Source organism: Halobiforma lacisalsi AJ5 (assembly GCF_000226975.2).
Classification (GTDB): domain Archaea; phylum Halobacteriota; class Halobacteria; order Halobacteriales; family Natrialbaceae; genus Natronobacterium; species Natronobacterium lacisalsi.
The window spans coordinates 2,299,818-2,324,802 of record NZ_CP019285.1; the positions used below are offsets into that span (position 1 = coordinate 2,299,818).

Consider the following 24,985-nt stretch of genomic DNA (forward strand, 5'->3'; position numbering starts at 1 on the left):
CCGTTTCCGTTGCCGTTCGCTTTCGCGCGGGGTCTGTCGTCCGTTCCGCTTCGACGTCGGCTACCGGGTCGACGTCGTCGCCGACCGCCGGTCGTCCCCGCCCGCACGAAACGCGGGTATCGATTCGAGACACGATATGCGTTGCTAACGGCCAGGGGGTAATTAACGCACCCGTTCCGGCCGACGATTCGGGGATCGCTCCCGGAGTCGACGGGTCAGTCGCGGCTCCCTCGAGCGTCGGTGTTCGGATTGGTGGGGGTTTCGGTCTCCTGATCGGTCTCCGTCGCGGCTTCCGACTCCGCTTCGGTTCCAGTGGTCGTCCTCTCGGCGGTTCCGGAATCTCTGACCCCGACCGGGGGCATCGGCGGCCGGCCGGCTCCCGTTTCGGAGTCCCGTCGTCGCTCCCGAGCGTAGACGTCGACCGCGATCTTCGCGCCGCCGAGGATCACGGGGCCGACGAACAGCCCCACCGCGCCGAAGACGACGATCCCGCCGAAGATGCCGACGACCACGATCGCCGAGTTGAACGCGCTCGTTCGACCGATCAGCGCCGGTCGCAGGTAGGTGTCCGAGGCGCTGACGATCGAGCCGTAGACGACGAGGGCCGCCGCCGCGAGCAACTGACCGGTCGCCACCAGGTACACCGAGATCGGGAGCCAGACGCCGAACGCACCCACGAGCGGCAACAGCGCGAGGACGAAGGTCGCGACCGTCAAGAAGACAACCGCCGGGACTCCGAGTACCACGAGGCCAGCTCCGAGTACGGCCGCCTGAATCGCCGCTACGGCCACGTTGCCGACGACCGAGGCCCACATCAGCTGGTCCAGTTCCGCCAGCAACTCCCGCTGAAGGCGGTCCTCGATCGGCAGAACCCCCCGCAGCCACGCGATCAATCGGCCGCCATCCCGTAACAGTGCGAACAGGACGAACAGCGTTACCGTGACCCCGATCAGGATGCTCGGCAGGCCGCCGACGATCTCGAGGCCGCTCGTGGCCAGCCCCTGGAGCCCGGTCGCGATCGGCTCCTGATAGGTGCCGTACATCTCGACGAGATCGATCGTGTACCCCGTCGCCTCGAGTTGCGCCTCGATCGCTTCGACGTCGAGACTGCCGTTCTGGACGGCCGACACCACCTCGAGCGCCTCGCGGAAAGCGATGGCAAGCACGTACGCGGTCGGCAATAGAATCGCGAGGATCGCGACGCCGACGAGGACGATCGCGGCGTACAGCGGTCGGAGATACCGATCGAGTTGCCGCTGGGCCGGCGCGAGCACGTACGCGAGCACGATCCCCAGCAGGACGTACTGGACGTACGGCAACACGACCAGCGCCGCGAGGAGGACGGCGACGGCGGCGACGGCCGCGAGGGCGGGCCGCTCGAGCGCCCGCGTGGGACCCGCGGAACTCTCTCCCATGGGTTGGGGTACGACATTGGGTACAATGAGTCCCGGTGGTTCTCCGCGTGCGGTTGCCGCCCTCGTCTCACGCCCGTCCGCACGTCGACGTCAGTCCTCGAGCAGCGTCCTCGAGGAGTTCGTGACGACCAGCAGGCTGCTCGCACCCATCGCGAGCGCGGCGAAAAGCGGGTTGAGAAGCCCGGTCACGGCAAGCGGGATCGCAACGGCGTTGTAACAGAACGCCCAGGCGATGTTGCCTTTCACGCGGCGGTCGGTCGCCCGTGCGAGGTCGAAGACGGTCTCGACCGAGGTGAGGTCGTCGTCGACCAGCGCGACGTCGGCGGCGTCGGCGGCCATCGCGGTGCCGCCGCCCAGCGCGATTCCCAGGTCGGCGGCCGCGAGCGCGGGAGCGTCGTTGGTGCCGTCGCCGACCATAACCGTCGGTCCCCGCCCCTTGAGCCGCTCGACGGTTTCGGCTTTTCCCTCCGGCGGGACGCCCGCGAAGACGCGGTCGACGGCGTCGTACTCCCGGAAGCGGTCGGCCGCCCGCGGGTCGTCGCCCGTGAGGACGACGACCTCGACGCCGTCGTCGGAGATGGCCGACACCGTCTCGCTCCACTCCTCGCGGAGGTCGTCGCCGACGACGATCACGCCCTCGGCGCGGCCATCCTGGCCGACCGCGACCGGCACTCGCCCGGTCTCGCGTGCGTCGTCGATCCGATCCGCGACGGCGTCGGGCACGTCCCAGCCCCGGTCCCGGAACAGGTCGGGGTGGCCGACGACGACCGCCTGGCCGTCGACGACGCCCGAGACGCCGTTACGGTGGCTCTCGAAGGAGTCGACGCGGTCCCGTTCCAGTTCCCGTTCCCGGTCCGGGTCCGGGTCGGGATCCGGGTCCGCGGCCACCCCGTCCTCTCCCCCCTCGGCCGCCGCGTTCGCCTCGACGGTGCCGCCGTCCGCGACCGGGCGCGCCGCCGCGATCGCCGTCCCCACCGGGTGCGCGGATCGATCCTCGAGCAGGGCCGCCCGCTCGAGCAGGTCGTCGTCGCAGTCGGCGTCGACGACGGTCATCTCGCCGGTGGTCAGCGTGCCGGTCTTGTCGAAGACGACGGTATCGGCGTCGCGGATCCGTTCGAAGACGCTGTCGTCGAAGACGACGATCGAGTTCCGCAGGGCGTCGCGGATGCCGGCAGCGACGGCGAGCGGCGTCGCGAGCCCGAGCGCGCACGGACAGGAGACGATCAGGACGGTGAGTCCGATCAGCAACGACTCGGCGATCCCCGCCCCGCTGACGAGGTAGAGCGCGGTGACGACGGCCGCGAGGGCGAGCACGACCGGGACGAAGATCGTCGCGAGTTTGTCCGCGAGTTTCTGGATGCCGCTGGTACCGCTCTGGAGATCCCAGACGAGTTCGGTGATCCGGTCGAGCGTACTCGTGGCGTTCTCCCCGACGCGGATCGTTAGCGCGCCGTCGGAGACCATCGACCCGCCGACGACCTCGTCGCCGGTCGCCTTGGTGACGGGCAGCGACTCCCCGGTGACGACCGCCTCGTCGACCGCGGCTTCGCCGTCGGCGACCTCCCCGTCGACCGGGATCCGCTCGCCGGCCCGGACGAGCACCCGGTCGCCGGCCGAGAGGGCCTCGAGGGCGACGGACTCGTGCTCACCGTCGTCGCGAACCCGGCGGGCCTCGTCGACCTGGACGGTCGTCAGGTCCGAGAGCCGTTCGGTGGCCTCGCGTTTGATCGTCGACTCGTAGTAGCCGCCGACCGAGACGATGACGACGATGGCGACGGTCACGTCGTAGTAGATGTGTGGGCCGCCCACGACGATAGAAAGCGTGCTGTAGAGGTAGGCGCTGACGGCTGCGATCGCTACCAGCAGGTCCATGTTCGGCGTCCGCGTCCGGACGGCGACGTACGCCCCCTGGAGGATCGGCCCGCCGGTAACCAGGAGGACGACCGTCGTCAGCGCGGCGATGACGACGTAGAAGGGCGTCGCGAGGCCGCTCGCGAGCGTCTCCTCGAAGAACGTCGTCGTCCGTTCGTCGTAGAACAGGCCGCCGAAGTAGGTCGGATAGATGATGACGAGATACTGGAGCATCACCATCATCCCCATCAGGACGCCGACCCCGATCCGGGCCGCCTCCCAGTCGTCGGCCCGGCGGCGGCTGAACGCGTCCTCGCGGTCGTAGGCGCTGTAGCCCAGGCCGCTGATGATCTCTCGAATCTCGTCGACCGAAACGGTTTCGGGGTCGTGGTCGATCCGAACCGTCTCCGTGACGTAACTCGAGTTCGCGTCGCTGACACCCTCGGTTTCGGCGGCGACGGACTCGATGAACGCCTCGCAGGTCGCACAGTACATCCCGTCGACCTCGAGGTAGGTCGCCTCGTGGTCGTCAGGGACGTCCGGCTCCTCGCTCGACGGTTCGTCTGTCTCGTTCTCCGTCTCCGTATCACGCCGCCGGCGAACGTCCGCGGCGCTGACGTCGTCGACGTCGCCGAGCGCGTCGTAGACGTCGCGACAGCCGACACAGCAGAAGGCGTTGCCCTCGCCGTCCGTGACCGGGCCGCTCCCCTCTACCGGGAGGTCACAGAGCGTACAGCCGCCGGCCGCGTCGGTCGATTCGTCGGTCATCTTCGGTGAGTTTCGGTCAGTGTCCGTCGTGGCCGCCCGCCCCCTCGAGTCCGGTCCCGGCCGCCTCGATTCCGTCGTAGAACGGCAGTTGTGGGTGCGGAACGTGGATGCCCAGCGCCATCAGTCCGTGAGCGAACAGGACGTAGCCGAGGGCGACGAACGCCACGCCGAGCAGTCGGTGGACGCGCCGGCGGTGTGCGACGTCGACCGCGTCGATGACGGTCCCGTAGGCGAACACCGCCGGCACCGTCCCGAGCCCCAGCGCGGCCAGCGCGAGCGCGCCACCGACCGTCGAGCCGGTCGCAAAGGCATAGAGGAACGCGGGGTACAGCACCGGACAGGGGAGCAGCCCGTGCATCGCCCCCAGGCCGACGATCCCGGGTCCGTTCGCGAGCCGTTCGACGCGAGCCGTGAGCCAGCCGGTCACGCGCTCGAGGCCAGGTACCTGGATGCCGCCGGTCGTCCGACCCAGCAGGTAGTAGACGCCGGTCGCGATCACGAACGCACCGACGACGAGGCCAATGGCGCCCCGCGCGAGGTCGACGATCGAGGTGAGTTCGGCCGTCGTCAGGTAGACGAGGCTCCCGAGCGTTCCGAAGAGCGCGCCAAGCAGCGTGTAACTCGCGGTCCGGCCGAGGTTGAACAGGGCGTGCTGTCGGACCTCGTAAGTCGTGAGGTGGCCGGCCCGGCCGCGGTTCGAGGCCGCCCCGGCCCCCGTCCCTCGACCGGCACCGTCGGCCCGCGCCGACCCGCCGTCCATGTGGCTTGCATACACGGTCACGAGCGGGCCACACATGCCGATACAGTGTGCGCCGGCCAGTAGCCCGATGACGAAAAACAGCGCCACGTCGATGCCGAGGAAGGTGAGTGGGTCCATGCGTGATCGACCTCGAGAGGGTCTGGCTCCGAGTCCGTTCGGATTCTGAATCTGAATCCGTCCGATTTCGATACCGGTTCCGACTCCGGTCGGCTCCGTACCCGGTCTCGGTTCCGGTTCCGATCTCGATCTCGGTCTCGGTCTCGGTCGTTATCAGTTGCCCTTTCCACCGGAAGGGGTAATGGGTTTCGCATCGCTCGAGTCCGGGATCGGGGGGTTCGAGAGCTCCGGACCCCCAGTCACGGCTTCGAGGGGAGACACCGAACGAGAGTCTCGAGAGAGAGAGAGAAAAACGGGAGAAACACCGAACAGGACGACCGAACCGCGAGCTCCGTTACAGGTTGAACAGGCGCAATGCCACGGCCTTTAGGCCGTGGATACGCGCCGTCACTTAGTGACGCAACCCACCGACGATAGCACAGTCAGATATTCCAACAGACATTTAAGAAATCTCACCAATTACATTTGTAATGGTCACGGTGACTGTCACCACGAAGTTCCACAACCCATCCCTCTCACGGCGGAAAGAGTGGCAACGCGCCTCTCGACTCTACCGTGATACCAAGCAGTTCTGCATCAACGGATGGGAAAACGGCGACTTCGGCAAGTCCGTGACCACGGCCAGCATCGACAACGATCTCTATTCGGCCATCCAGAACCAAGCCATCCGAGAGGCGAAATCCGACCACAACAAGGACGGAGAGGTTCGCTACCGAGAGAGTCAGCCATTCGCCGTCAACAACCAGAACTGGGAACTTGACACGACCGAGAACGGCACGGTCGTCGTCGGCTTCCCGTGCGTCTCTCAATGGTGGTACACGCCTATCGAAGTGTATGATGACATTGCCGACCCTGTAGGCCGACTGGTTGAAGATGATGCAAAGAAGACACGGCTACAGGTGTACCGCCGTAGTGACGACTGGTACTGTACGTTCAACATTAAATACGACGCCGAGACGTCGGGCGAGACGCCCATCGGTGTCGATATTGGCGAACGGCACATCCTCGCTGTGACTGCCTACGGTGAAGACGAGTCGATGTTGGTGTCTGGTGGTGAGGCGAAGTACGTTCGACGCAAATATCGTTCCCTACGTGATTCGCTTTCGGAAGCGGGTGCGCTTCGCGCACGTAACCGTGTGGGTGACAAAGAACAGCGTCGAATCAAGGACTTGAACCACAAACTCTCCCGTCGCCTCATCACATTCGCGGAACAGTTCGAGAACCCCGTCATTCGGATGGAAGACCTCGAAGGTATCCGTGAGAATAATCCGTGGTCAGGTGTTCACACGTGGCACTTCCATCAACTCCAACAATTCATCACGTACAAGGCTGAACGTGCTGGTATCCGCGTCGAAAAGGTCGATGCGTACCATACCAGTCGGCAGTGTTCGGCGTGTGGTTCGATGGGAACCCGTGATGGCGACCACTTTTCGTGTTCGGAGTGCGGCCGAGGACGCCACGCCGACCTGAACGCTTCGGAGAATATCGCACAACGGGAGGGTGAACCATGCACGGCCTAACACTTCGGGTGAGGCGAACCGTGCTACCTCGCTGGTTGAACAGCCAGCCGTCTTTGACGCCTGTAGTTGACAGGGAGGAAGGCCCCATTGACAGGGCTGTACGCGCTGCAAAGCACGTCCTTGGTCACAACTGGACGGCGACCGTTGACGGGTCACGCGAAAGCGTACTTGAACCCCAAGGAAACGCGCAACCTGAATATCCACTTCGTGGATTCCCGCGTCTTTAGGCGCGGGAGGATGTCAATCGACGTATCGATACTTCCGTTCGCCCATTCGACCCCAGCCGTCGAAGACGAACTCCGACTCGGGCGTCGTGAACTCCTCGACGTCGGAGTCGACGTCGTGGTTGTGGGCGTCGTGGATCTCCTCGTAATCCGCCCACTCGAGGTCGTACCGTTCCTCGAGCTGTTCGTCGACGTTCAGGGCCTCGATCTCGTCTTCCCAGCCGCTCTGGACCGTCTCCGCGTGGATCTCCGCCTGCGCGCCGCTCCCGTAGGAGCCGACCAGCAGCGTCTCGCCGGTCATGTCACGGCCGTCCTCGAGTGCCTGCTTGAGGGCGCTGATGCGGGCGACGTGGACGGAGCCGGTGTACCAGTTCCCGACGTTCCGGGAGATCGACAGCGTCGGATCGATCGTGGCGTCGTACCACTCCTGGTAGCGGTCGGTCTCCTTGAGCGAGTCCATGTAGTCCCGCAGTGCGTCGTGGTACGCCTCGTCGTCGTCGAACGCCTCGGGACGGGGTTGGCGACCGATCTCGTCGGCGAGTTCGTCCTCGATGCTCGTGTCACGGATGACGTGTCGATAGGCGAGCAACGCGGCCTTCCGGACCATTCCGGGGAACGGCGTGTGGAACGGCGCGTACGCGAAGTCGTCCGGGTGGACGTCGCCCGCAACCTGTTCGTAGTCCTCGAGCGCCTCGCGCATGCGTGCGAGGTACACCTGCACCGAACGCTTGCCGTCCACCGAGGGGAACTGCTGGTTGGGCTTGAGGAAGTCGGTCTCGTCGGCGGAGCCGTACCCCTGCTCGGCGGAGAGCTCGACCAGGTCCGGATCCTCGTCGATGTACATCGCGACGGCTCCGGCACCCTGGGTCGCCTCGCCCGCGTCGCCGCGGGCGTACAGGGCCGTGTCGGTGGCGATCACCAGGGCACCGCGGCCCCGGTTCCGGCCGGCCTTGATCCAGTTGTACGCGTCGTCCAAGCTCTGGGTCCCCGCGATACAGGCGAACTTCCGCTCGCCCTTGTTCGCGTGATGGAAGTCACCCTCGAAGACCTGCTCGAGGCAGCCAGCGACGTACGTCGAAACCGGCTTCGAGTTGTCGAAGGCGCTCTCGGTCGCGACGTCGATGCGGCCGATATCGTCGGGCTCGAGGCCCTTCCGTTCCATCAGCCGGTGGGCGGCGTTCGCGCCCATCGTGACGATGTCCTCGTAGCTATCGGGGAAGGAACTGGCGTGGAGGCCGAGACCTTTCGTGTACTTTTCGGGGTCTTCGCCCTTCTGCGGGGCGAACGTGCCGGGCAGGTCGAGTTTGAGATTCCCGGTCCAGATCTCGATGGCGTCGATACCGACTGCGGTCATACCTGAATTATGTTGGAGGAGATATATGGTATTGTCGTTCGAAGTTTCGACGGTTGTCGTACCTCTGGTACCGGTCGCTACGCTAATCCATGAGAGTTTTTCGGAAAGGCGTGGTGTGGAGAGTATCAATTCCTGCCGTGGTACTGTCCCGTCAGTCGCACTGCTCGAGTTCCTCCCAGTCGTCTAATGTGACGGTTTCACCGATATCGATATCGGTCTCGAGGCATCGATTTCCGGCTGTAGAGCGGATCGTCGCCTCAGCCGTGACGGGATCGGTCTGTGGATCGAACTCCGCGCTAACCTCACCGGTCGTGTCGTCGCTCGTGACTGAGTCCACCTCAGTTCCGTCCCCATCAGAGACGACGAATTCGACTTCTTCGAACGTCTCCAATTCCGCAATCTCGTAGTTGAATTCGACGGAATTGGTAAAGGTGACAAAGAACCAATTATCGTTCGCCGTTGCCTCAAGCGTTGCGAAATCGGGGACATCCGACTCAATAACATCGAACGAGTCACTCGCCGCTCTGCCTGTTTCGTCTATGTATCCGACGGTATACGAGTCGAATTCGATTCTCTCTTCGATACTAATTGCAATCGTCAATGTGTCTTCGTTCGGATTCCCTTGTGGTGTAAATGTAATCGACCCATCTTGGTATTCAAGAGTATCAATATCTTGCTCCTCTAACTCGTATATCTCGAGCTCATCGCCATATTCAACCCCATTTTCGGCATCTGAGATATCAATAGTTACTGTGTCAGCGTTACCAAGATTGTTGGCAGTGAAAGTAAACTCTTGAACATCGTCAGCAGGTTCTATATCCGTTACCCCGAAGGATGGATCACCGACATCGTCTTCTATGGTTATATCCAGAACTTCGGAATCGTCGTCGCTCGAGACGACAGCGTCGATATTTTCGCCAGCGTCACCCGATTCTGTCTGCCACTGGAGCGTGAGATCCTCTTCATTATTCGCGTCAATTTCAATATCTTCAGCAACGTCTTCCTGTTCACCATCGATTTCGAGGACGATATCCTGCGTTCCGTCTTCGTCCCCGACGTTCGAAACGGTAGCATCCACCTCGAAAGTCTCACCGCTATTTATTGGGCTGTTGGTATCAGTTATCTCAACCTGAAATCTGGCTGGATCATCATCACCGTCGTCTTCTTCAACGGTGAAGGTTTTCATCAGTCCGTCAGCACTTTCGTTTGTCCAGACACCGCGTGTGTCCTGGGCGCGGACGCTTACATTGTACTCACCCGGGTCAAGATTTTCGGTTTCAATCGTTCCCTCCGCTTCTTCCACTCGTTCGCTGAACTCGTTACCCGTTGCCGGTTCCAGATCTTCGCCATCACCTAACTCCGGATCGTCTTTTTCGATTATCCACTCAGCGTCGACGATAGGTGTACCACCGCGCTGCTCGTGGGTCGTTCCCAGGTTCGAAAACGCTGCGTCGATTTCGACATTATCTCCTTGGGTTACCGAATCGGGATCAAGTTCGAGTTCGGTTACTCTGGGACCGGGAAGCACCGTCCCGTTCCCATCTCCTGGTGTTTCTCCCGTCTCTTTCGTGATATCAAAATCACCACAGCGGTCACCGGTACCGTCGACGACGACACACGCCATCCGGAGTTCGTACTTCTCGTCTTCATCAAGTTCGATGCTCAAAGTCCCCCTCTCCTCCGAGTAGTCACCAATCGTCACGTTCGACTCGTCGATGCTCTTGTTCCACGCATCCGGCGTTTGCGTCGGAATCTCGATCTCCTCATCACCGTTTGACTCGATCATTATCGGATCGGTCGGCCCACTCTCCAGTCTTACGTCTACGCTGACGGCACTGCTCGAGGATGTAGACAGATCACCGTCGACCTGTATGATAGTCAGGTCAGTGCCGTCGACGACGGGTTGGGACGTGAGGCCGACACCGGTGCCATCGAATTCGTTGAAGGCGAACCCATGCTCGATCCGCGTCACGGGCGGTTGAGTGTACTCGTTATAGCTCGGTTCGTACAGAATCGTCCTCGTCTCGTGATCTTCGTCGATCAGGTCGCCTGGGTTTCCGTCGTACGAGCCTACGATATCGTCGTCCCCAATGTTCTCAAAACTGATCGATCCGGTCTTTGAAGTCCCGAGTGTCCCACTCGGATTCGACGGGTTCATCGTGAACGTGCGAGTCGGATACCGCGTCCCCAGTGTCACCGCGCTCGAGTGAAACCCGTTCTCGCGTTCGGCGGTGTTGACAAGCCCGTTTCGCAGTTCCTGTAACTCGTTTTGGATCTGCTGGTTGTGATCGTACTCTACCTGCTGGTTTTCCGCGGGAACGACGTTCAACTGATACATCGCGAGCGCGGTCATGAGGATCGCGAGCAGTAGTACTGCCCCAATCTGGACCGTGACGGCCCGGTCGTCCCCCCGACGCATCATGCGAGAAGATAGTCGTAACTACGTAAACGCTTGTTGGCTCGAGTTCGACGGGAAGGAGAATCGACACCGATCGAAACCGCCGAATCCGAGAGAAACAGGCCGTTATTCGTCTTCTTCTTCGACCACTTCCGGATCGCTCATCGCGCTCTGGAGCGAGTCCAGCCCGTTGATCCACTCCGTGACGAGGCCGTACTCGAGGTCTTCGGCCATCTCCATGTCGAGTTCCTCGCCGTCGATGATGAGCGTCCCTGCCTGCGCGGCGAAGCCGAGCGCGGCGTCGAGATCCTCTTCCGCCTCAGCGTCGGCGGCGGCGCTCAGGTATTCCCCGACCGTGCCCTCGTCGGCGGGGCCGTTCGCGACGTACTCCTCGGCGGCGAAGAAGACGCAGACGAGACTCGTCTGGACGCCGTCGACGAGAATGAGCTTCTCCTCGTCCTCGATGTCGATCTCGTCGAGGACGATCTCGCGGACGTCGTCGATCTCCTCGAGCGCTTCCTCCTGATCGAGTTCCCCGTCGTCGTACGCGGCGACGATCTTCGCGATCGCGATCGCGGTGTCGTCCTGCAGGTTCAGCAGGAGTCGGGCCGAGTCTTCGTCCTCCGGATCGATGTCTTCGTCTTTGATGCGGTCGATCCAGTTCTGCCAGCGTTCCTCCGAGTAGAACTCGGTCGGGGGATTGCTCATACAGACACCTACACCGGCCGCTTGAAATGCCTTTCTCTACATCGGGCGCTCGCGGTGACTATCACGGTTCACAATGGATTCGCCGTCGTGCGATTCCCGATTCGTCGTTGCTTCGGTGCCGCTTCGGTGCCGCTTCGGTGCCGCTTCGGTGCCGCTTCGGTGCCGGTCAGTTGTCCCTTCGCAGTCGACTCGCGAACGACTCCAGGCCAGTTCCGACCGAGTCGGCAACGAAAAACACCCAGCAGACGTCTCCGTGGACTACTCGAGCGTCGCCTCGGTATCGATCCCATAGACGCGTGCGGGCGTCTCGACGTGGGCGTTCCGGACGGCCGCGTCGTGTCCCTCCTCGAGCAGCCACCGGACCCGTCGAGGAACGGTCTTCGGGCCCAGGACGGCCCCCGGTCGGTCGGGATCGTCCACGTAGTCGGTCTCCATCAGGAACGGCTCGCTGCGCTCGGCCGCCCGCTCGAGGCGCTCCTTGTCGCTCATGACGCTCGGGGTCGGGCCCTCGAGTCGGCCGGCGGCGTAGTGTTTGACGACCCGTTGGCGCTCCATCCCGGCCTCCTCCGCCCACTCGGCGACCTCGGTGAGGTCCTCGCTGGCCTCCGTATGCAGTTGTACCGCACAGCCCAGGTCGCCACCGTGTTCGAACGCGTGGCGCATGACGGCGTTGGACGCTTCCCAGACGGCGTCGTCGACGTCGTAGTGAGGCCGGCCGGACTTCAGCGCCAGTGCCTCGCCGTCGGCGACGTACTCCGCCGCGACGTCGATCCCGGCGTGCATGATCTCGCGGGCCTCGTCCGGGCTGTACCCACGCTCGTCGACCAGCCGCGAGATCAGCCCCGGGTGCACGCCGAGGACGGGCCAGGCTCGTCCCTCGAGGACCTCCGAGGCCTCCTCGACGATATCGATCGTCCGCTCGAAGACCGGTCGGAAGTCCTCGCCCGCGTCGGCCTCCACGCCGAGGTGCCAGGACGGTTTGTTGACCACGAGCAGGTGAGTCCCGCCGAGCCGGGCGAAGTCCTCGACGGCGTCGATCCCGCGGTGGTTGTCCGGATCGAGGTGGAGGTGGTTGTCCAGGACCGGGGTCTCGTCGATCATGTCCGTCGGTGGGAGGCGGCGAGCCGAAAAGCCACCGTTTCGCCGTCGACGCCACACGCCGAGGTGCTTCGACGTTCGGATCGCCTGGATCGACGGACGGCAGGGTAGCCCAACAGGCGATGTGAACTACGAACAGCGGACTATTCCGATACCCCTTCGCCGTACGGGGGTTTGTTGGAACAAGATTTATATATTAGAAGTACTTACGTTGAGTTAGTATCAACATGAATCTCGAACAATTCACCGGGAGTGACGGGCAACCGGCCCGCCGGTACGAGTACGACGACGGCGTGGTCTTCGCCGTCGACTTCGGCCCCGAATTCGGGGATGCGGCGATCGATCTCGTCGACGACACCGTCATCGTCGTCGTCGAGGAAGAGCAGTACGAATTCGAGCTTCCCGACGGTGCAGACGACGCGCATACGTTTATCAAAAACGGCGTGCTCACTGTCGAACTGGAGGGCGAGCTATGAAACTTACCGTTAAACCACTGAAACAGAAGGACGCAGGCCGCGGACTGGCCGCGATCGACCGCGTCTCGATGCGCGAGCTCGATCTCGAGAACGGCGACTACGTCGTGATCGACGGGGGAGGCGACGGCCAGGCCGTCGCCCGCGTTTGGCCGGGGTATCCCGAAGACGAGGGCCGCGGGATCGTCCGCATCGACGGCCGTCTCCGCCAGGAGGCCGACGTCGGCATCGACGACAGCGTCACCGTCGAACCGGCGGACGTCAAACCCGCGAAGTCGGTCACGGTTGCGCTCCCCCAGAACCTCCGTATCCGCGGGGACATCGGCCCGCTCGTCCGTGACAAGCTCTCGGGCCAGGCCGTCACGGAGGGCCAGACGGTCCCGTTCTCGCTGTCGTTCGGCCCGATGGCCAGCTCCGGCCAGTCGGTGCCGCTGAAGATCGCGAGTACCTCGCCGTCCGGCACCGTGGTCATCACGGACTCGACGAGCATCGAGATCTCCGAGACGCCGGCCGAGCAGGTCAGCGCCGGCGGCGCGGGCGCGTCGCCGGAGGGCGTCCCGGAAGTCACCTACGAGGACATCGGCGGCCTGGACGACGAACTCGACCAGGTCCGCGAGATGATCGAGTTGCCGATGCGCCACCCCGAGCTGTTCCAGCAGCTCGGCATCGAGCCGCCAAAGGGCGTCCTCCTGCACGGCCCGCCGGGCACCGGGAAGACGCTCATGGCCAAGGCCGTCGCCAACGAGATCGACGCCCACTTCGAGACGATCTCCGGCCCGGAGATCATGTCGAAGTACTACGGCGAGAGCGAGGAGCAACTCCGCGAGGTCTTCGAAGAGGCCGAGGAGAACGCCCCCGCGATCATCTTCATCGACGAACTCGACTCCATCGCCGCCAAGCGTGAGGAAGCCGGCGGCGACGTCGAACGTCGCGTGGTCGCGCAACTGCTCTCGCTGATGGACGGCCTCGAGGAACGCGGCCGCGTCACGGTTATCGCCGCGACGAACCGCATCGACGACATCGATCCCGCGCTCCGCAGGGGCGGTCGGTTCGACCGCGAGATCGAGATCGGCGTTCCGGACAAGGAAGGCCGCAAGGAGATCCTGCAGGTCCACACCCGCGGGATGCCCCTGGAGGAGGACGTCGACCTCGAGCACTACGCCGCGAACACCCACGGGTTCGTCGGCGCCGACCTCGAGAGTCTCGCTCGCGAGGGGGCGATGAACGCCCTCCGGCGCATTCGTCCGGACCTCGACCTCGAGAGCGAGGAGATCGACGCCGACGTCCTCGAGTCCCTGCAGGTCACCGAGGACGACTTCAAGGAGGCGCTCAAGGGCATCCAGCCATCCGCGATGCGCGAAGTCTTCGTCGAGGTTCCCGACATCACCTGGAACGACGTCGGCGGCCTCGAGGACACCAAAGAGCGACTCCGCGAGACGATCCAGTGGCCGCTCGACTACCCCGAGGTCTTCGAGCAGATGGACATGGAGGCCGCCAAGGGCGTCCTCATGTACGGACCCCCCGGGACGGGGAAGACCCTGCTCGCGAAGGCGGTCGCCAACGAGGCGGAGTCTAACTTCATCTCGATCAAAGGCCCCGAACTGCTGAACAAGTACGTCGGGGAATCCGAGAAGGGCGTCCGCGAGGTCTTCGAGAAGGCCCGCTCGAACGCCCCGACCGTGATCTTCTTCGACGAGATCGACTCCATCGCGGGCGAACGCGGCCAGCGCCAGGCCGACTCCGGCGTCGGTGAACGGGTCGTCTCGCAACTCCTGACCGAGCTGGACGGCCTCGAGGAACTCGAGGACGTCGTCGTCATCGCGACGACGAACCGGCCGGACCTGATCGACAGCGCGCTCCTGCGTCCGGGCCGGCTGGATCGCCACGTCCACGTCCCCGTCCCCGACGAGGAGGGCCGGAAGAAGATCTTCGAGGTCCACACCCGGGACAAGCCGCTCGCGGATGCGGTCGACCTCGACTGGCTGGCCGCGGAGACCGAGGGCTACGTCGGCGCCGACATCGAAGCGGTCTGTCGCGAGGCATCGATGGCCGCCAGCCGCGAGTTCATCAACTCGGTCGACCCCGAGGAGATGGCCGACACCGTCGGAAACGTCCGTATCAGCAAGGAACACTTCGAGCACGCCCTCGAGGAGGTCAACCCGAGCGTGACCCCCGAGACGCGCGAGCGCTACGAGGAGATCGAAGAGGAGTTCGATACGGCCGAACCGGCCCAGGAAGAGGATCAGCTCGGCCGGACGTTCCAGTAACGTCCGTCGTCGGCTCCGCTCCGCTCGGCTCCGCTCTGCTTCCTTTCGTTTCGGTTCCAGGGTTTGCCTTTCAGTAGTTCGACTCGGTCGGGAGTCCCCCGTGCGGTCCGTCGTCCCGAGTCCGATGATGCAATCGGGGGCAGTCGCGGTTGCTCGTGCCTGACGGACGACGGTCCGTCTCACTCGACCGTCCGTCGTCCCGTGATTTCGATCGGCTCGAGTTCGTACAGCACCATCTCGACCTCGGGAACGGCTTCGTCGAAGAGTCGGAACGGCGGGAACAGTTCGTTGAGCCGTGTGTCGGTGTACTCGTCCTGTTCCTCCTGCGGGAGGCAATCGATCCGTCCCCGAATCACGACGCTCCAGGAGGACGTCGTCTCCTCGTCGAACTCGTAGACGACGAACGTCGCGGTGTCGGTCGTTTCGGCGTACTCGACTTTCGTACTTCCCGGCTCGTCGCTCATCCGAATGACGAACCGCGAACCGTCGTAGTGGTAGTTCAACGGGACCGCGTACGCATCGTTGCCGTCCGCAAGCGCCAGCGTCCCGTGACCCTGCTCGTCCAGTAGCTCCTCGAGTTCGTCCTCGGGAACACCCGTCGTGTACACGTATTCGACGTCGTCCATGAGGGAACGGCACCGCCCAGGGAGAAATAACGATCCGTCAGCGTAGAGCCGGGTATGCACGATCGCGAACGATCGTGTCCCCGAAAGCGACGGATCAGGGGCAGGGGTAGGGGTAGGATCGGAGTCAGGGCTCGGCGAACGCCGGAAAGTCGTCCAGCACTGCTTCGGCGTGACCGTCGGGCGAGACGCCCTCGTAGACCGCCTCGATTCGGCCGTCGGGATCGACGACGTAGGTGTTGCGGAAGACGCCGTCGAACGTATTGCCGAACATCCGCTTTTCGCCGTAGGACTCGTACAGCGTCGCGACCTCGCCGTTTTCGTCCGAGAGCAGGTCGAAGGTGAGGTCGTGGTCGTCGGCGAACGTCTCGAGGTCCGAGACGGGGTCGTCACTGATCCCGACGACCGCGGTATCGCGCTCTTCGAAGGCCTCGAGCGCGTCCTCGAACTCGCGGGCCTCCGTCGTACAGCCGTCGGTGTTCGCACGCGGATAGAAGTAGAGGACGAGGCGCTGGCCGTCGAAATCGGATCGCTGGACCGTCTCGCCGTGCTGGTTCTGTAGTTCGAACGCTGGTGCGGTATCGCCGACGTCGAGCATGGGGATGCGTTCGCGACGGTCGTTGTATGCGTTGCGTTTCGTTCCCGTCCGTTCTTCGCCCACCCTCGTCTCCCGGTTCGCCTTCCCCTGTTCGACGCTCGCGATCAAAACCAGGCCTCCTTCCGCTCCTCTGTCCCCGTCTCTACCCCGTCTATGTGCTCACTCGAGCGGTTCGGCGGCGTCGCGGTCGACCAGCGGCGTCGCGTTCTGCTCGGGGAGCGTGACGACGTCGTCCGTCGAGAGCGTGTACTCGCGGTCGTCGACGCCGAGGATCGAGCCGACGTCCTGGGTGATCCTGACGGTGACGCGGTCGACGTCGTCCGAGCGGGTGGCGGTATCGCGGTCGCCCGTCGCGTCCCCGTTCTCGCCGTCGGAGTCGGCGGGATCGGTCGCTCCTCTCGGACCGCCGGTTTCCGGCGGCTCCGGGTCGGCGGTGGAATCGGGACCGTCGTCGATCGGCGGCCCGTCCCCGCCCATGACGTCCGCAGCCGTGACGCCACTCGAGGGCTCGTCCGGCCGGTCTGCCCCGGTCCCGGTCCCGGTTCCAGCCTCGGGTTCGGATTCGGCCGGCGGTTCCTGTGGAGGGACCGGCGGCGCGTCGTCCGCCCCGTCCGCGCGCTCGGACTCCGATTCGAGACCGGGTTCGGGCGCGGCGTCGGGCGGGACCTCGGTCGGGGGATCGGAATCGAGATCCCGTTCGGGGGCCGTGCCCGGTTCGACGCCGGTTGGACCGGCGCTCGAGTCCGATCGGTCGCCGGTCGACGGCTCCGGCTCCGGCTGTGGGTCCGCTTCGGCTTCCCCCTCGAGCACGTCGAGCACACGCGATTTGTTCGATTCGATACGGTCGACCAGATCGTCGAAGAGGTCGGCCTCCTCCGCGGTGAGGCCCTCGTCGTCGGCCGCCATGCCGGCCGCGGCGAGGCTGGCCTGCTTGACGAGTTTCCCCATTCGGCGCTCGTAGATGGCCTCGACGACGTCCTTGGCGGTCTCGATCTCGTCGGTGAGGCGGCTCACTTCGGGCGAGGAGAACGGATCCTCGGCGCGCTCGGCCGCGCGGTCTCGCTCCTCCTCGAGGTCGGCGATGTACTCGCCGACCTCCTGGTAGAACGAGGGGCGGAGGTTCTGGAGGCTGTCCTTCTGGCGCTCCTTGCTCTGGACCGAGCGCAGTTCGTCCAAGTTCATTCTTTCTCCTTTTCTGCCCTGCCGCGGGTCATCAGGAAGACCGCAACGTACTCCGGAAGTGACTGATCGCCGTCCGAGATTGTAAAGCTATCTCCTCCGAGTTCGACCTCGCCGCCGTCGGTGACGTCGACCGCGATCTCCTGTCCGCGGAACGTGTCGGGGACGGCGTCGACGAGCGGGTCGAAGTCCTCGAGTTCGTCGCGCTCGAGGCGGACCGTCTCGAGCCCGCTGCCGCCGTGGAGGCTGCCGGGCAGCCGGATGAGGCGGTTGGTGTCCGTGGTGACGGGTTCGTCGATCGGTGCGTTGTCCCGTTCGACGGCCGTCTCGGCGAACCGCTCGGCCAACTGGGCGACGGCGGTATGGACCGTGACGTTGCCCGCCTCGAGCCCCTCGCGGTTGTTCCGGGCGGCGTTCAGCGTCGCCTTCGCTTTCCCCTCGCCGATGCCGTCGAACTCCTGGAGGCGCTCGAGGGCGGCCGATTCCTCCATCGCGAGCAACTCGTCGACGAACTCCATGAAGTGGCGGTGGATGCGCCGTCCCCAGCCGCCTTCGACCCGCAGGGTCCGGCGTTCGGTCGGCGTCTTCCGACCGAGGCCGGCGACGGTCTCGGTCTCGATCAGTTCCTCGAACTCGAGGCCGATGCCCCGTACGTAGTCGACGATCTCGCGGCGGTGTTCCCGTTCCAGGTCCAGGACGTTCTCGTCGCGGACGTGGACGTGGTACCCCCGGCCGCCGGAGAAGACGATCTCGGTGTCCTCGAAGGCGAAGTCGTCCTCGAGGAAGTCCAGTAGCCGGAAGAGAGCGTCCTTACACTTCGAGAGCATCTCGGCGTAGGAGTCCTCGCCCAGCGTGACGGTCGGGAGGTGGTCGGCGTCCAGGTCGAAGACGAGGTCGGCGGACTGCCAGTCCTTCTCGTTCATCGACCCCGCGCCGGGGTCGCGAAAGCGGCCGGCCGAGAAGTAGACGTGGCGTGGCCGCTTCCGGACGAGAAACTCGGAGAGGTTCCCCAACTCGAGGAGCGAACGATGGCGAACCATGGTGGTATCGGGTCCTTCGGTCCAGGGAATGTACCCCCACTCGCGTTCGTTGGCCGCCGGCGGTGGCGTGATCTCCGTTCGTCGGTAGTGATCCCGGAACCGCCCGCGAAGATAGGCCCTCGTTCGCTCCTCCATGCGCCTCGGGTAGTCGTGGATGGGGGAGTATAATCCTGCCGAAAGTCGCGGTCCGGGTGGGGAGTGGGAACGGATCGCGGATGTCGGACCGTCAGTGACGGCGGTCAGTGCCGCCGGTATCGCAGGGTTTAGCCCATCGGAACGGCTGGGTCGACCATGACCCGCCAGTTCACGTCGCTCGCGGAGCTCCGCGAGACGCTCGCGAACCACTCGTTCGACCGGCCGCCGGCGATCGTCGCCAACGCCCACATCACGGGGGTAAGCGTTGCGCGGGCGCTCGCCGCCCGCGACGTTCCCGTCATCGCGCTCGACCGCGTCGGGGACGGCGTCGCGCCGCCCTCCGAGGCCATCGTCGCGGCCGGGGAGGTAACCTTCCCGCTGGACGATCCCGAGGGCTTCCGAGAGGACGTCGAGTCGGTCGCCGAGGTACTGGATCACGAGCCCGTCGCCTTCCCCTGCATGGACGAGTGGGTCCACGCGTTCGCGGAGACGGAACCCGAAGGCGTCCGGCTTCCCTTCGCCGAACGGGACGTGATCGCCGACGTGCTCGACAAGGAGTCGCTGTACGCGACCGCCGAGGAACTCGACGTTCCCTTCCCCGAGACGTACCGCCTCTCCGACGTCGACCCCGACCAGGCGGCGGACCGGCTCGGCTTCCCGCTGGTCGTCAAGCCCGCGCGCAAGCGGGAGTTCGAGGAACTGCTCGGGACGAACGTCGTCGAAGTCGCGGACCGCGAGGAGTTCCACGACGTCGTCGCGGAGGCGGACGATGCCGGCGTCCGCGTCATGGCACAGGAGAAGGTCCCCGTCGAGACGGGCGAGGACCGATCCTTCGCCTCCTACGTCTCGCCGGACGGCGACGTCACCAGCGTCGTCGGCAACGCCCGGGTCCGCTACCCGCAGGGGTACGGCACCTCCTGCGTCGTCGACGCGGTCGACGACCCCGAACTCGAGGCTCGTGCCCGCTCGGTGCTCGAGGAGAGCGGCTACTACGGGATCAGCGAGGCCGAGTTCGTCTACGACCGCGACCGCGAGGACTACGTCCTGCTCGACGTGAACACCCGTCCCTGGAAGTGGATCTCGATGCCCGTCGAGGCGGGCGCGAACCTGCCGTACGCCGCCTACACGGACGCCGTCGACGCGGATCTCGAGTACGAGGCGGGCGAATCCGCCGACGCCCGCTGGCTCTACCTCCCCGACTACCTCTCACTGCTCGCGGAGTCGCCGTCGTTCCCTGACGTGCTCTCGAACGACGAATGGACCGCCTTGCTATCGGGCGAGTTCGAGTCGGACCGCGGGCTAACGACGGGCGTCTACCGGCCGTCCGATCCGGGGCCTGCGCTGCAGGTACTCGAGACGAAGTTCGGCGGGCCGGACTACTACTGTTCCTGCTGACGGCGGTCTCGAGCAGGGTGGTCTCGAGGTAACCCGCGCGTCGTCGATCCCACCCGAATTTCTCCGGTGTCGGATCCCTTTTTTCTCGAGCGACGGACCGTCGGACGATGAGCGACCCCTTACGCTTCAACCTCTTTACGATGAACTCCGTCGAGCACGTCTCGCCGGGGACTTGGACGATTCCGGGGGATCAGTCCCACCGGTACACCGACCGCGAGTACTGGACCGATGTCGCCCGAACCGCCGAACGGGCCGGCTTCGACGCGATCTTCTTCGCCGACGTGCGGGGGATCTACGACGTCTACGACGACGACCGCGACCCCGCGATCCGGCGGGCGATCCAGACGCCCTCGAACGCCCCGCAGGCGCTCGTCCCTGCGATGGCCGAGGTGACCGACGACATCGGGTTCGCGATCACGCGCTCGACGAGCTACGTCCACCCCTACCAGCTCGCCCGCGAACTCTCGACGCTCGACCACGTCACCGACGGCCGGATCGCGTTCAACGTCGTCACCTCCTACCTCGAGAGCGCGGCCGAGAACCTGGGGCTGGGCGACCGGATGGACCACGACGAGCGCTACGACCGCGCCGACGAGTTCATGGACGTCTGCTACCGCCTCTGGGAGGACTCCTGGGAGGACGATGCGGTCGTCCGCGACGCCGACTCTGGGACCTACACCGACCCCGAAAAGGTCCACGCGATCGACTACGAGGGCGACTACTTCTCGATCCCCGGCCCGCACGGCTGCGAGCCCTCGCCCCAGCGGACGCCGGTCATCTACCAGGCGGGTTCGTCGGACCGCGGCCGCGAGTTCGCGGCAACGAACGCCGAGGGCGTGTTCGTCTCCCAGCCGACGAAGGCGGCGACCCGCGACTACATCGAGGACATGCGCGAGCGCGTCGCGTCCCACGGCCGCGACCCCGACTCGCTGAAGTTCTTCCCGGGAATCGTCGTGATCACGGGCGAAACCGACGAGGTCGCCCGGGAGAAACACGAGACCTACACGGAACACATCAGCGTCGAGGGGACCCTCTCGCTGCTGTCGGGCTTCATCGACATGGACCTCTCGGAACTCGAGCCCGACCAGGTGGTCGAACACATCGAGACCGACGCGATCCGGGGGACGATCAACGCCTTCACGAAGAACGACCCCGACCGCGAGTGGACCGTCGCGGAGGTCGCGCAGTTCGCCGGGCTCGGCACGACCTCCCCGGTGATCGTCGGCGGCCCCGAGACGGTAGCCGACGAACTCGAGTCCTGGCGCGACGAGATCGGCGTCGACGGCTTCAACCTCAAGGAGGTCACCCGCCCCGGAAGTCTGGCGGACTTCGTGGAGTACGTCGTTCCGGTCCTGCGCGAGCGCGGGCTGATCCGCGAGTCGTACGAGGGCGAGACGCTCCGGGAGAACCTGTTCGGACGACGCGGACTCCCCGAGGGGCATCCTGGAGGGGATGCGTAGCACTGTCCGGCGGGTCGCCATTCCCTCGCCCCCACCGGCGCCGACTCGAGTCTCGGCGAGATCGCACCGTCATTCGACGGTGGTTTCCGTGCGGTTCCGGCGACGAAACCGCACGACGATAACGGGATGGGGCGTAACTTTCTCAACGGGTGCGGCCGTAGCTCCGACCGGTGGTCGCCGATGATTCGAGCGGACGCGACCCCGTCGAGGACGCCGTCCCGGCGATGAAGCGGATCAATCCGGAGCTGTCGCCGTCGGACCCGGCCTCGCACATCGGCCGTCCGACCGACTGCGTCGAGACGGTGCCGGCGGAGCGTGACCGCCTTGAGGTCGGGGTCGACGACCCCGCGGCCGAGTGGGTCGGCTACCCGTCTCCGAGCGGCGTCCATCTCCATCCCTACAATCATGAGCACTCCCTGGATCGACCTCGAGTGTCCGTCCTGTCGCGAACAGTGGGAAGACGACCCGGCCGATCTGCCGGCGCCGGGCAACGAGTTCACGTGTGAACACTGCGACGACGAACGGCCCGTATCGGAGTTCGTCAAAACGCCGGAAGGGCTCGAGATCCACGAGAACTTCCACGCGTAGCGTCGGAGTTGGGGTTCCGGGACCTTTTTTGACCGGTCGTCACAGCCGGTCGACTGAGACGTAGCGCTCGCCCTCGAGGACCTCGCGAACCCGCCCGTGCCAGTCGGCGGCGAAGGCGTCCCGTTCCTCGGGGCTCGCGGTGTCGTCGATCAGTTTCGGGAGGTCGCCGATCGCCGGGCCGCCCTCGGGAATCGACTCGACGTGGTAGGTGACGCGTGCGGTTTCGGGGGGCCCGTTCGTTTCCGGGTCCCCGTCCGCACCGTCGCTCGCGACGTCCGTCCGCGTGAACTCGAAGCTGATTCCGTCCGTGCCGATCGCGCCGTACTCGAGCGTGTTCCGCCGGTCGCCGTGGCCGCCGGCCAGGCCGCCGAAGCCGTCCTCGCCCGCCGCGCCGGTCACGTAGGAGACCAGCCGGGCGGTCACCCCGTAGGCCGGGTCGTCCCGCGGGCCGCCGGCGAGCACCTCGACGTCGCCCCGGACCGGCAGCGAGTCGGGGTCCGGGTAGAGCGCCTCGAGTCCCGCTTTCGAGATGCGGTACGCGCCGGCGGTCGTGGGACACGAGTGGCCCGCGGCCGTCACGATGTCCTCGTAGGTGATCACGAAGGGGTCGCCCGGCTCGAGGACGGCCAGCGCCTCGGCGGCGGGGTCGCGCAGCCGGATCGGGTCGACGTCGTAGTCGACGTTCCAGTTCGTTCGTTCCCGATTCGTCCGGTCGGTGTCTGTCGGTTCGGATTCCATGTTCAGTATCGTAGCAGTCGCATTCCGTTCAGGATGACGAGCAGGACGCTCCCGATGTGGACGAGCATCCCGCTTGCCATGTGGACGTAGCCGGCGAAGACCCCCGAGAGCAGTAGGACGACCGTCCCGACGGCGATCGCGACGTTCTCGCCGATGTTCCACCGGGTCGCCTTGCTGAGGGTCACGGCGTAGGGGATCCGTTCCAGGTCGTCGGCCATCAGCGCCATGTCGGCGGTCTCGATCGCGGTGTCGGTGCCGGCGGCCCCCATCGCGATGCCGACGTCGGCGGTCGCCAGCGACGGTGCGTCGTTGATGCCGTCGCCGACCATCGCGACGACGTGACCGTCCTCGCGGAACGACTGGATCGCCGCCTGCTTCTCCTCGGGGAGCAACTCGGCGCGGTAGTCGTCGATCTCGAGCCGTTCGGCGACCGAGCGCGCGGTACGCTCGTTGTCGCCGGTCAGCATCACCGTGCGGACGCCGGCGTCCTGCAGCGCCCGAACGACCTCGGCCGCGGCGGGTCGGAGTTCGTCCCCGAGCGAAACGACGCCGACGACCTCGCCGTCGAGAGCGACGTGGACCGCCGTCTCGCCGTCCTCCTCGCGGTCGCGGACCCGATTCCGGACGGGATCCGGAACCTCGATCCCGCGGTCGTCGAGGAGGGCACGGTTGCCGACGACGATCCGCCGGTCGCCGTGGCGGGCGACGACCCCTTTCCCCGCGACGACGTCGAACTCGTCGGGATCCGGGATCGTCGGCCCATCGGCCGCGCTCGAGGGGTGCTCGAGGGCCGTGCCGCCGTCGGCCGCGAGGCCAGTGTCGGCGTCGGTATCCCCGGGGACGCCCTCGCGCGCCGCCTCGAGGATCGCGTCCGCGAGGTGGTGTTCGCTCTTCTTCTCGGCGATCGCCGCATACCGGAGGACCGACACCTCGTCGAGGCCGAAGCCGTCGACGTGGGTGACGGTCGGCTCGCCTCTCGTCAGCGTCCCGGTCTTGTCGAACGCGACGAGGTCGATCTTCCCCGCGGTCTCGAGGTGCTCGCCGCCTTTCATGAGCACGCCGGAGCGGGCCGCGGAACCGATCGCGCTGACGATGCTCACCGGCGGCCCGATCACCAGCGCGCCAGGACAGCCGATGACCAGCAGGGTCAACGCCATGACGGCGTCCCCGGTGACGGCGTAGGCCCCAGCCGCCAGGACGACGATCGCGGGCGTGTAGTACGCCGCGAACCGCTCGATGATCGTCTCTGTCGGGGCCTGGGCCTCCTGGGCCTCCTCGACCCGGCGGATGATCCGCTCGAGGGTAGTGTCCCGGCCAGTGCCGGTCGCGACGACCTCGAGCGCGCCCTCCTGGTTGATCGTCCCGGCGTAGACCTCGTCGCCGGTCGCCTTGTGGACGGGCGCGCTCTCCCCCGTGACGGGGGCCTGGTCGATCGCACTTTCGCCGTCGACGACCTCGCCGTCGACGGGGACCTTCGCGCCGGGCTTGACGACGACCGTCTCGCCCTCCTCGACCGCTCGAGCCGGGACCTCGACCGTTTCGCCGTCACGCCGGACGAGGGCCGTGTCCGGCGTCATCTCGAGCAATTCCTCCAGCGCCGAACGGGTCTTGCCCATCGTCCGGGCCTCGAGGTAGTTCCCCAGCGCGAACAGGAAGACGACGGCGGCGGCCTCCCAGTACTCCCCGATGACGATCGCGCCGATCGCGGCCAGCGTCACGAGGGTGCTGATGCCGACGGTCCGCGACCGCAGCGTGTAGTAGGCCTTCTTCGCGACGTCGTAGCCGCCGACGGCGGCCGCGAGAATCATCAGCGCCGCGCTCGCCCGTGGGAGGTCGTGGAAGTAGCCGACGACCCAACCGACGGCGAACAGCAGTCCGCTCGCGACGACGACGGCCGGCTGTCGGTGTTTCCGGAGGAAACGTTCGACGTTCACTGTGTTCACCGTGGGCGGGCCGTGTACCCCTGGTTCGAGATCGTCCGCTCGAACGACTCGGGACCGGTGACTCCGTCGTCGTACCCCAGTTCGACGCGGCCAGTCGTGTAGTGGACTTCCGCGTCCTCGACACCCTCGGCGCGTTTCAGCGCTCGCTCGAGATTGCTCGCACACGTCGGGCAATCGAAATCCGTGACTCGGTATTCGATGGTTTCGGTCATGCTCGAGTAAGCGTAGACGCCCCGACCACAAAAGTATCACTCAAATGATTTGTTTTAGCACAGAGACGATCGTTCCGACCGGTGAAACGAGTCGTCTAGGCGGCCGACTCGGTTGAACGAC

20 protein-coding genes are annotated in these 24,985 nt (G+C 65.4%); 6 read left to right on the forward strand and 14 right to left on the reverse strand.

What is annotated here, in order from left to right; all coding sequences use genetic code 11:
* Positions 1–215: 215 nt before the first annotated feature.
* The 3 genes from CHINAEXTREME_RS11055 to CHINAEXTREME_RS11065 form a co-directional block, all read right to left on the reverse strand.
* Positions 216–1,415, reverse strand: a complete 1,200-nt coding sequence (locus CHINAEXTREME_RS11055) for an AI-2E family transporter (protein WP_007143610.1) — start codon at positions 1,413–1,415, stop codon at positions 216–218.
* Positions 1,416–1,505: 90 nt separating this feature from the next.
* Positions 1,506–4,034 carry a heavy metal translocating P-type ATPase gene (locus tag CHINAEXTREME_RS11060; protein ID WP_007143611.1) on the reverse strand — a complete coding sequence of 843 codons (2,529 nt, stop codon included), beginning with the start codon at positions 4,032–4,034 and terminating at the stop codon, positions 1,506–1,508.
* 16 nt (positions 4,035–4,050) lie between these two features.
* Positions 4,051–4,911, reverse strand: coding sequence for a sulfite exporter TauE/SafE family protein (locus CHINAEXTREME_RS11065; RefSeq protein ID WP_007143612.1), 861 nt, complete (start codon positions 4,909–4,911; stop codon positions 4,051–4,053).
* Positions 4,912–5,381: 470 nt separating this feature from the next.
* Between CHINAEXTREME_RS11065 and CHINAEXTREME_RS11075 the strand changes: the two genes are divergently transcribed.
* Entirely contained in the window at positions 5,382–6,431 is a 1,050-nt protein-coding gene (locus tag CHINAEXTREME_RS11075) for an RNA-guided endonuclease TnpB family protein (protein WP_007143613.1), read from the forward strand.
* A 240-nt stretch (positions 6,432–6,671) separates the two neighbouring features.
* On the opposite strand, the gene hmgB is transcribed toward CHINAEXTREME_RS11075, so the two are convergent.
* From hmgB to CHINAEXTREME_RS11095, 4 genes are all read right to left on the reverse strand, one after another.
* The gene (gene hmgB / locus CHINAEXTREME_RS11080) at positions 6,672–8,009 is read right to left on the reverse strand and encodes a hydroxymethylglutaryl-CoA synthase (protein ID WP_007143614.1); all 1,338 of its coding nucleotides are present in this window, start codon (positions 8,007–8,009) and stop codon (positions 6,672–6,674) included.
* 151 nt (positions 8,010–8,160) lie between these two features.
* A complete protein-coding gene (locus CHINAEXTREME_RS11085) occupies positions 8,161–10,428 on the reverse strand; it encodes a COG1361 family protein (RefSeq protein ID WP_238593253.1) in 2,268 nt (755 codons plus the stop codon).
* Between the two features lie 105 nt (positions 10,429–10,533).
* On the reverse strand, positions 10,534–11,115 hold the full coding sequence (locus CHINAEXTREME_RS11090) for a DUF2150 family protein (RefSeq protein ID WP_007143616.1): 582 nt from the start codon (positions 11,113–11,115) through the stop codon (positions 10,534–10,536).
* Between the two features lie 258 nt (positions 11,116–11,373).
* On the reverse strand, positions 11,374–12,216 hold the full coding sequence (locus CHINAEXTREME_RS11095) for a TatD family hydrolase (protein WP_007143617.1): 843 nt from the start codon (positions 12,214–12,216) through the stop codon (positions 11,374–11,376).
* A 224-nt stretch (positions 12,217–12,440) separates the two neighbouring features.
* Between CHINAEXTREME_RS11095 and CHINAEXTREME_RS11100 the strand changes: the two genes are divergently transcribed.
* Positions 12,441–12,689, forward strand: a complete 249-nt coding sequence (locus tag CHINAEXTREME_RS11100; protein WP_007143618.1) for a DUF7127 family protein — start codon at positions 12,441–12,443, stop codon at positions 12,687–12,689.
* Positions 12,686–14,953, forward strand: coding sequence for a CDC48 family AAA ATPase (locus CHINAEXTREME_RS11105; protein ID WP_007143619.1), 2,268 nt, complete (start codon positions 12,686–12,688; stop codon positions 14,951–14,953). The genes CHINAEXTREME_RS11100 and CHINAEXTREME_RS11105 overlap by 4 nt, the downstream gene beginning before the upstream one ends.
* A gap of 179 nt (positions 14,954–15,132) precedes the next feature.
* On the opposite strand, the gene CHINAEXTREME_RS11110 is transcribed toward CHINAEXTREME_RS11105, so the two are convergent.
* The 4 genes from CHINAEXTREME_RS11110 to priS form a co-directional block, all read right to left on the reverse strand.
* Entirely contained in the window at positions 15,133–15,579 is a 447-nt protein-coding gene (locus CHINAEXTREME_RS11110; protein ID WP_007143620.1) for a pyridoxamine 5'-phosphate oxidase family protein, read from the reverse strand.
* 124 nt (positions 15,580–15,703) lie between these two features.
* Positions 15,704–16,282 carry a thioredoxin-dependent thiol peroxidase gene (gene bcp, locus CHINAEXTREME_RS11115; RefSeq protein ID WP_007143621.1) on the reverse strand — a complete coding sequence of 193 codons (579 nt, stop codon included), beginning with the start codon at positions 16,280–16,282 and terminating at the stop codon, positions 15,704–15,706.
* A 51-nt stretch (positions 16,283–16,333) separates the two neighbouring features.
* Positions 16,334–17,356: a DNA replication complex subunit Gins51 gene (locus CHINAEXTREME_RS11120; protein WP_007143622.1), complete on the reverse strand. Its 1,023-nt coding sequence runs from the start codon at positions 17,354–17,356 to the stop codon at positions 16,334–16,336.
* Positions 17,353–18,528, reverse strand: coding sequence for a DNA primase small subunit PriS (gene priS, locus CHINAEXTREME_RS11125; protein WP_007143623.1), 1,176 nt, complete (start codon positions 18,526–18,528; stop codon positions 17,353–17,355). Before priS ends, CHINAEXTREME_RS11120 begins: the two co-directional genes overlap by 4 nt.
* A gap of 156 nt (positions 18,529–18,684) precedes the next feature.
* On the opposite strand from priS, the gene CHINAEXTREME_RS11130 reads away from it, so the two are divergent.
* The 3 genes from CHINAEXTREME_RS11130 (at position 18,685) to CHINAEXTREME_RS11140 (ending at position 21,971) form a co-directional block, all read left to right on the forward strand.
* A complete protein-coding gene (locus tag CHINAEXTREME_RS11130; protein ID WP_007143624.1) occupies positions 18,685–19,923 on the forward strand; it encodes a carboxylate--amine ligase in 1,239 nt (412 codons plus the stop codon).
* 107 nt (positions 19,924–20,030) lie between these two features.
* Positions 20,031–21,383, forward strand: coding sequence for an LLM class flavin-dependent oxidoreductase (locus CHINAEXTREME_RS11135; RefSeq protein WP_007143625.1), 1,353 nt, complete (start codon positions 20,031–20,033; stop codon positions 21,381–21,383).
* Positions 21,384–21,788: 405 nt separating this feature from the next.
* Positions 21,789–21,971: a DUF7836 family putative zinc-binding protein gene (locus tag CHINAEXTREME_RS11140; protein WP_007143626.1), complete on the forward strand. Its 183-nt coding sequence runs from the start codon at positions 21,789–21,791 to the stop codon at positions 21,969–21,971.
* A gap of 39 nt (positions 21,972–22,010) precedes the next feature.
* On the opposite strand, the gene CHINAEXTREME_RS11145 is transcribed toward CHINAEXTREME_RS11140, so the two are convergent.
* From CHINAEXTREME_RS11145 to CHINAEXTREME_RS11155, 3 genes are read right to left on the reverse strand one after another with little or no spacing between them, the layout of a single operon-like run.
* Positions 22,011–22,709 (reverse strand): hypothetical protein, encoded by a 699-nt coding sequence (locus CHINAEXTREME_RS11145; protein ID WP_007143627.1) that lies wholly within the window; start codon positions 22,707–22,709, stop codon positions 22,011–22,013.
* 2 nt (positions 22,710–22,711) lie between these two features.
* On the reverse strand, positions 22,712–24,652 hold the full coding sequence (locus CHINAEXTREME_RS11150) for a heavy metal translocating P-type ATPase (RefSeq protein ID WP_007143628.1): 1,941 nt from the start codon (positions 24,650–24,652) through the stop codon (positions 22,712–22,714).
* Positions 24,649–24,864, reverse strand: a complete 216-nt coding sequence (locus CHINAEXTREME_RS11155; protein WP_007143629.1) for a heavy-metal-associated domain-containing protein — start codon at positions 24,862–24,864, stop codon at positions 24,649–24,651. The genes CHINAEXTREME_RS11150 and CHINAEXTREME_RS11155 overlap by 4 nt, the downstream gene beginning before the upstream one ends.
* Between the last annotated feature and the right edge of the window lie 121 nt (positions 24,865–24,985).

Coding starts and splice junctions, on each gene's coding strand:
- CHINAEXTREME_RS11140 (WP_007143626.1), top strand. CDS start 21,789: ATGAGCACTCCCTGGATCGACCTCGAGTGTCCGTCCTGTCGCGAACAG.
- hmgB (WP_007143614.1), bottom strand. CDS start 8,009: ATGACCGCAGTCGGTATCGACGCCATCGAGATCTGGACCGGGAATCTC.
- CHINAEXTREME_RS11090 (WP_007143616.1), bottom strand. CDS start 11,115: ATGAGCAATCCCCCGACCGAGTTCTACTCGGAGGAACGCTGGCAGAAC.
- CHINAEXTREME_RS11105 (WP_007143619.1), top strand. CDS start 12,686: ATGAAACTTACCGTTAAACCACTGAAACAGAAGGACGCAGGCCGCGGA.
- CHINAEXTREME_RS11085 (WP_238593253.1), bottom strand. CDS start 10,428: ATGCGTCGGGGGGACGACCGGGCCGTCACGGTCCAGATTGGGGCAGTA.
- CHINAEXTREME_RS11095 (WP_007143617.1), bottom strand. CDS start 12,216: ATGATCGACGAGACCCCGGTCCTGGACAACCACCTCCACCTCGATCCG.
- CHINAEXTREME_RS11060 (WP_007143611.1), bottom strand. CDS start 4,034: ATGACCGACGAATCGACCGACGCGGCCGGCGGCTGTACGCTCTGTGAC.
- CHINAEXTREME_RS11075 (WP_007143613.1), top strand. CDS start 5,382: ATGGTCACGGTGACTGTCACCACGAAGTTCCACAACCCATCCCTCTCA.
- CHINAEXTREME_RS11055 (WP_007143610.1), bottom strand. CDS start 1,415: ATGGGAGAGAGTTCCGCGGGTCCCACGCGGGCGCTCGAGCGGCCCGCC.
- CHINAEXTREME_RS11145 (WP_007143627.1), bottom strand. CDS start 22,709: ATGGAATCCGAACCGACAGACACCGACCGGACGAATCGGGAACGAACG.
- CHINAEXTREME_RS11065 (WP_007143612.1), bottom strand. CDS start 4,911: ATGGACCCACTCACCTTCCTCGGCATCGACGTGGCGCTGTTTTTCGTC.
- CHINAEXTREME_RS11130 (WP_007143624.1), top strand. CDS start 18,685: ATGACCCGCCAGTTCACGTCGCTCGCGGAGCTCCGCGAGACGCTCGCG.
- priS (WP_007143623.1), bottom strand. CDS start 18,528: ATGGAGGAGCGAACGAGGGCCTATCTTCGCGGGCGGTTCCGGGATCAC.
- CHINAEXTREME_RS11100 (WP_007143618.1), top strand. CDS start 12,441: ATGAATCTCGAACAATTCACCGGGAGTGACGGGCAACCGGCCCGCCGG.
- CHINAEXTREME_RS11135 (WP_007143625.1), top strand. CDS start 20,031: ATGAGCGACCCCTTACGCTTCAACCTCTTTACGATGAACTCCGTCGAG.
- CHINAEXTREME_RS11120 (WP_007143622.1), bottom strand. CDS start 17,356: ATGAACTTGGACGAACTGCGCTCGGTCCAGAGCAAGGAGCGCCAGAAG.
- CHINAEXTREME_RS11110 (WP_007143620.1), bottom strand. CDS start 15,579: ATGGACGACGTCGAATACGTGTACACGACGGGTGTTCCCGAGGACGAA.
- CHINAEXTREME_RS11155 (WP_007143629.1), bottom strand. CDS start 24,864: ATGACCGAAACCATCGAATACCGAGTCACGGATTTCGATTGCCCGACG.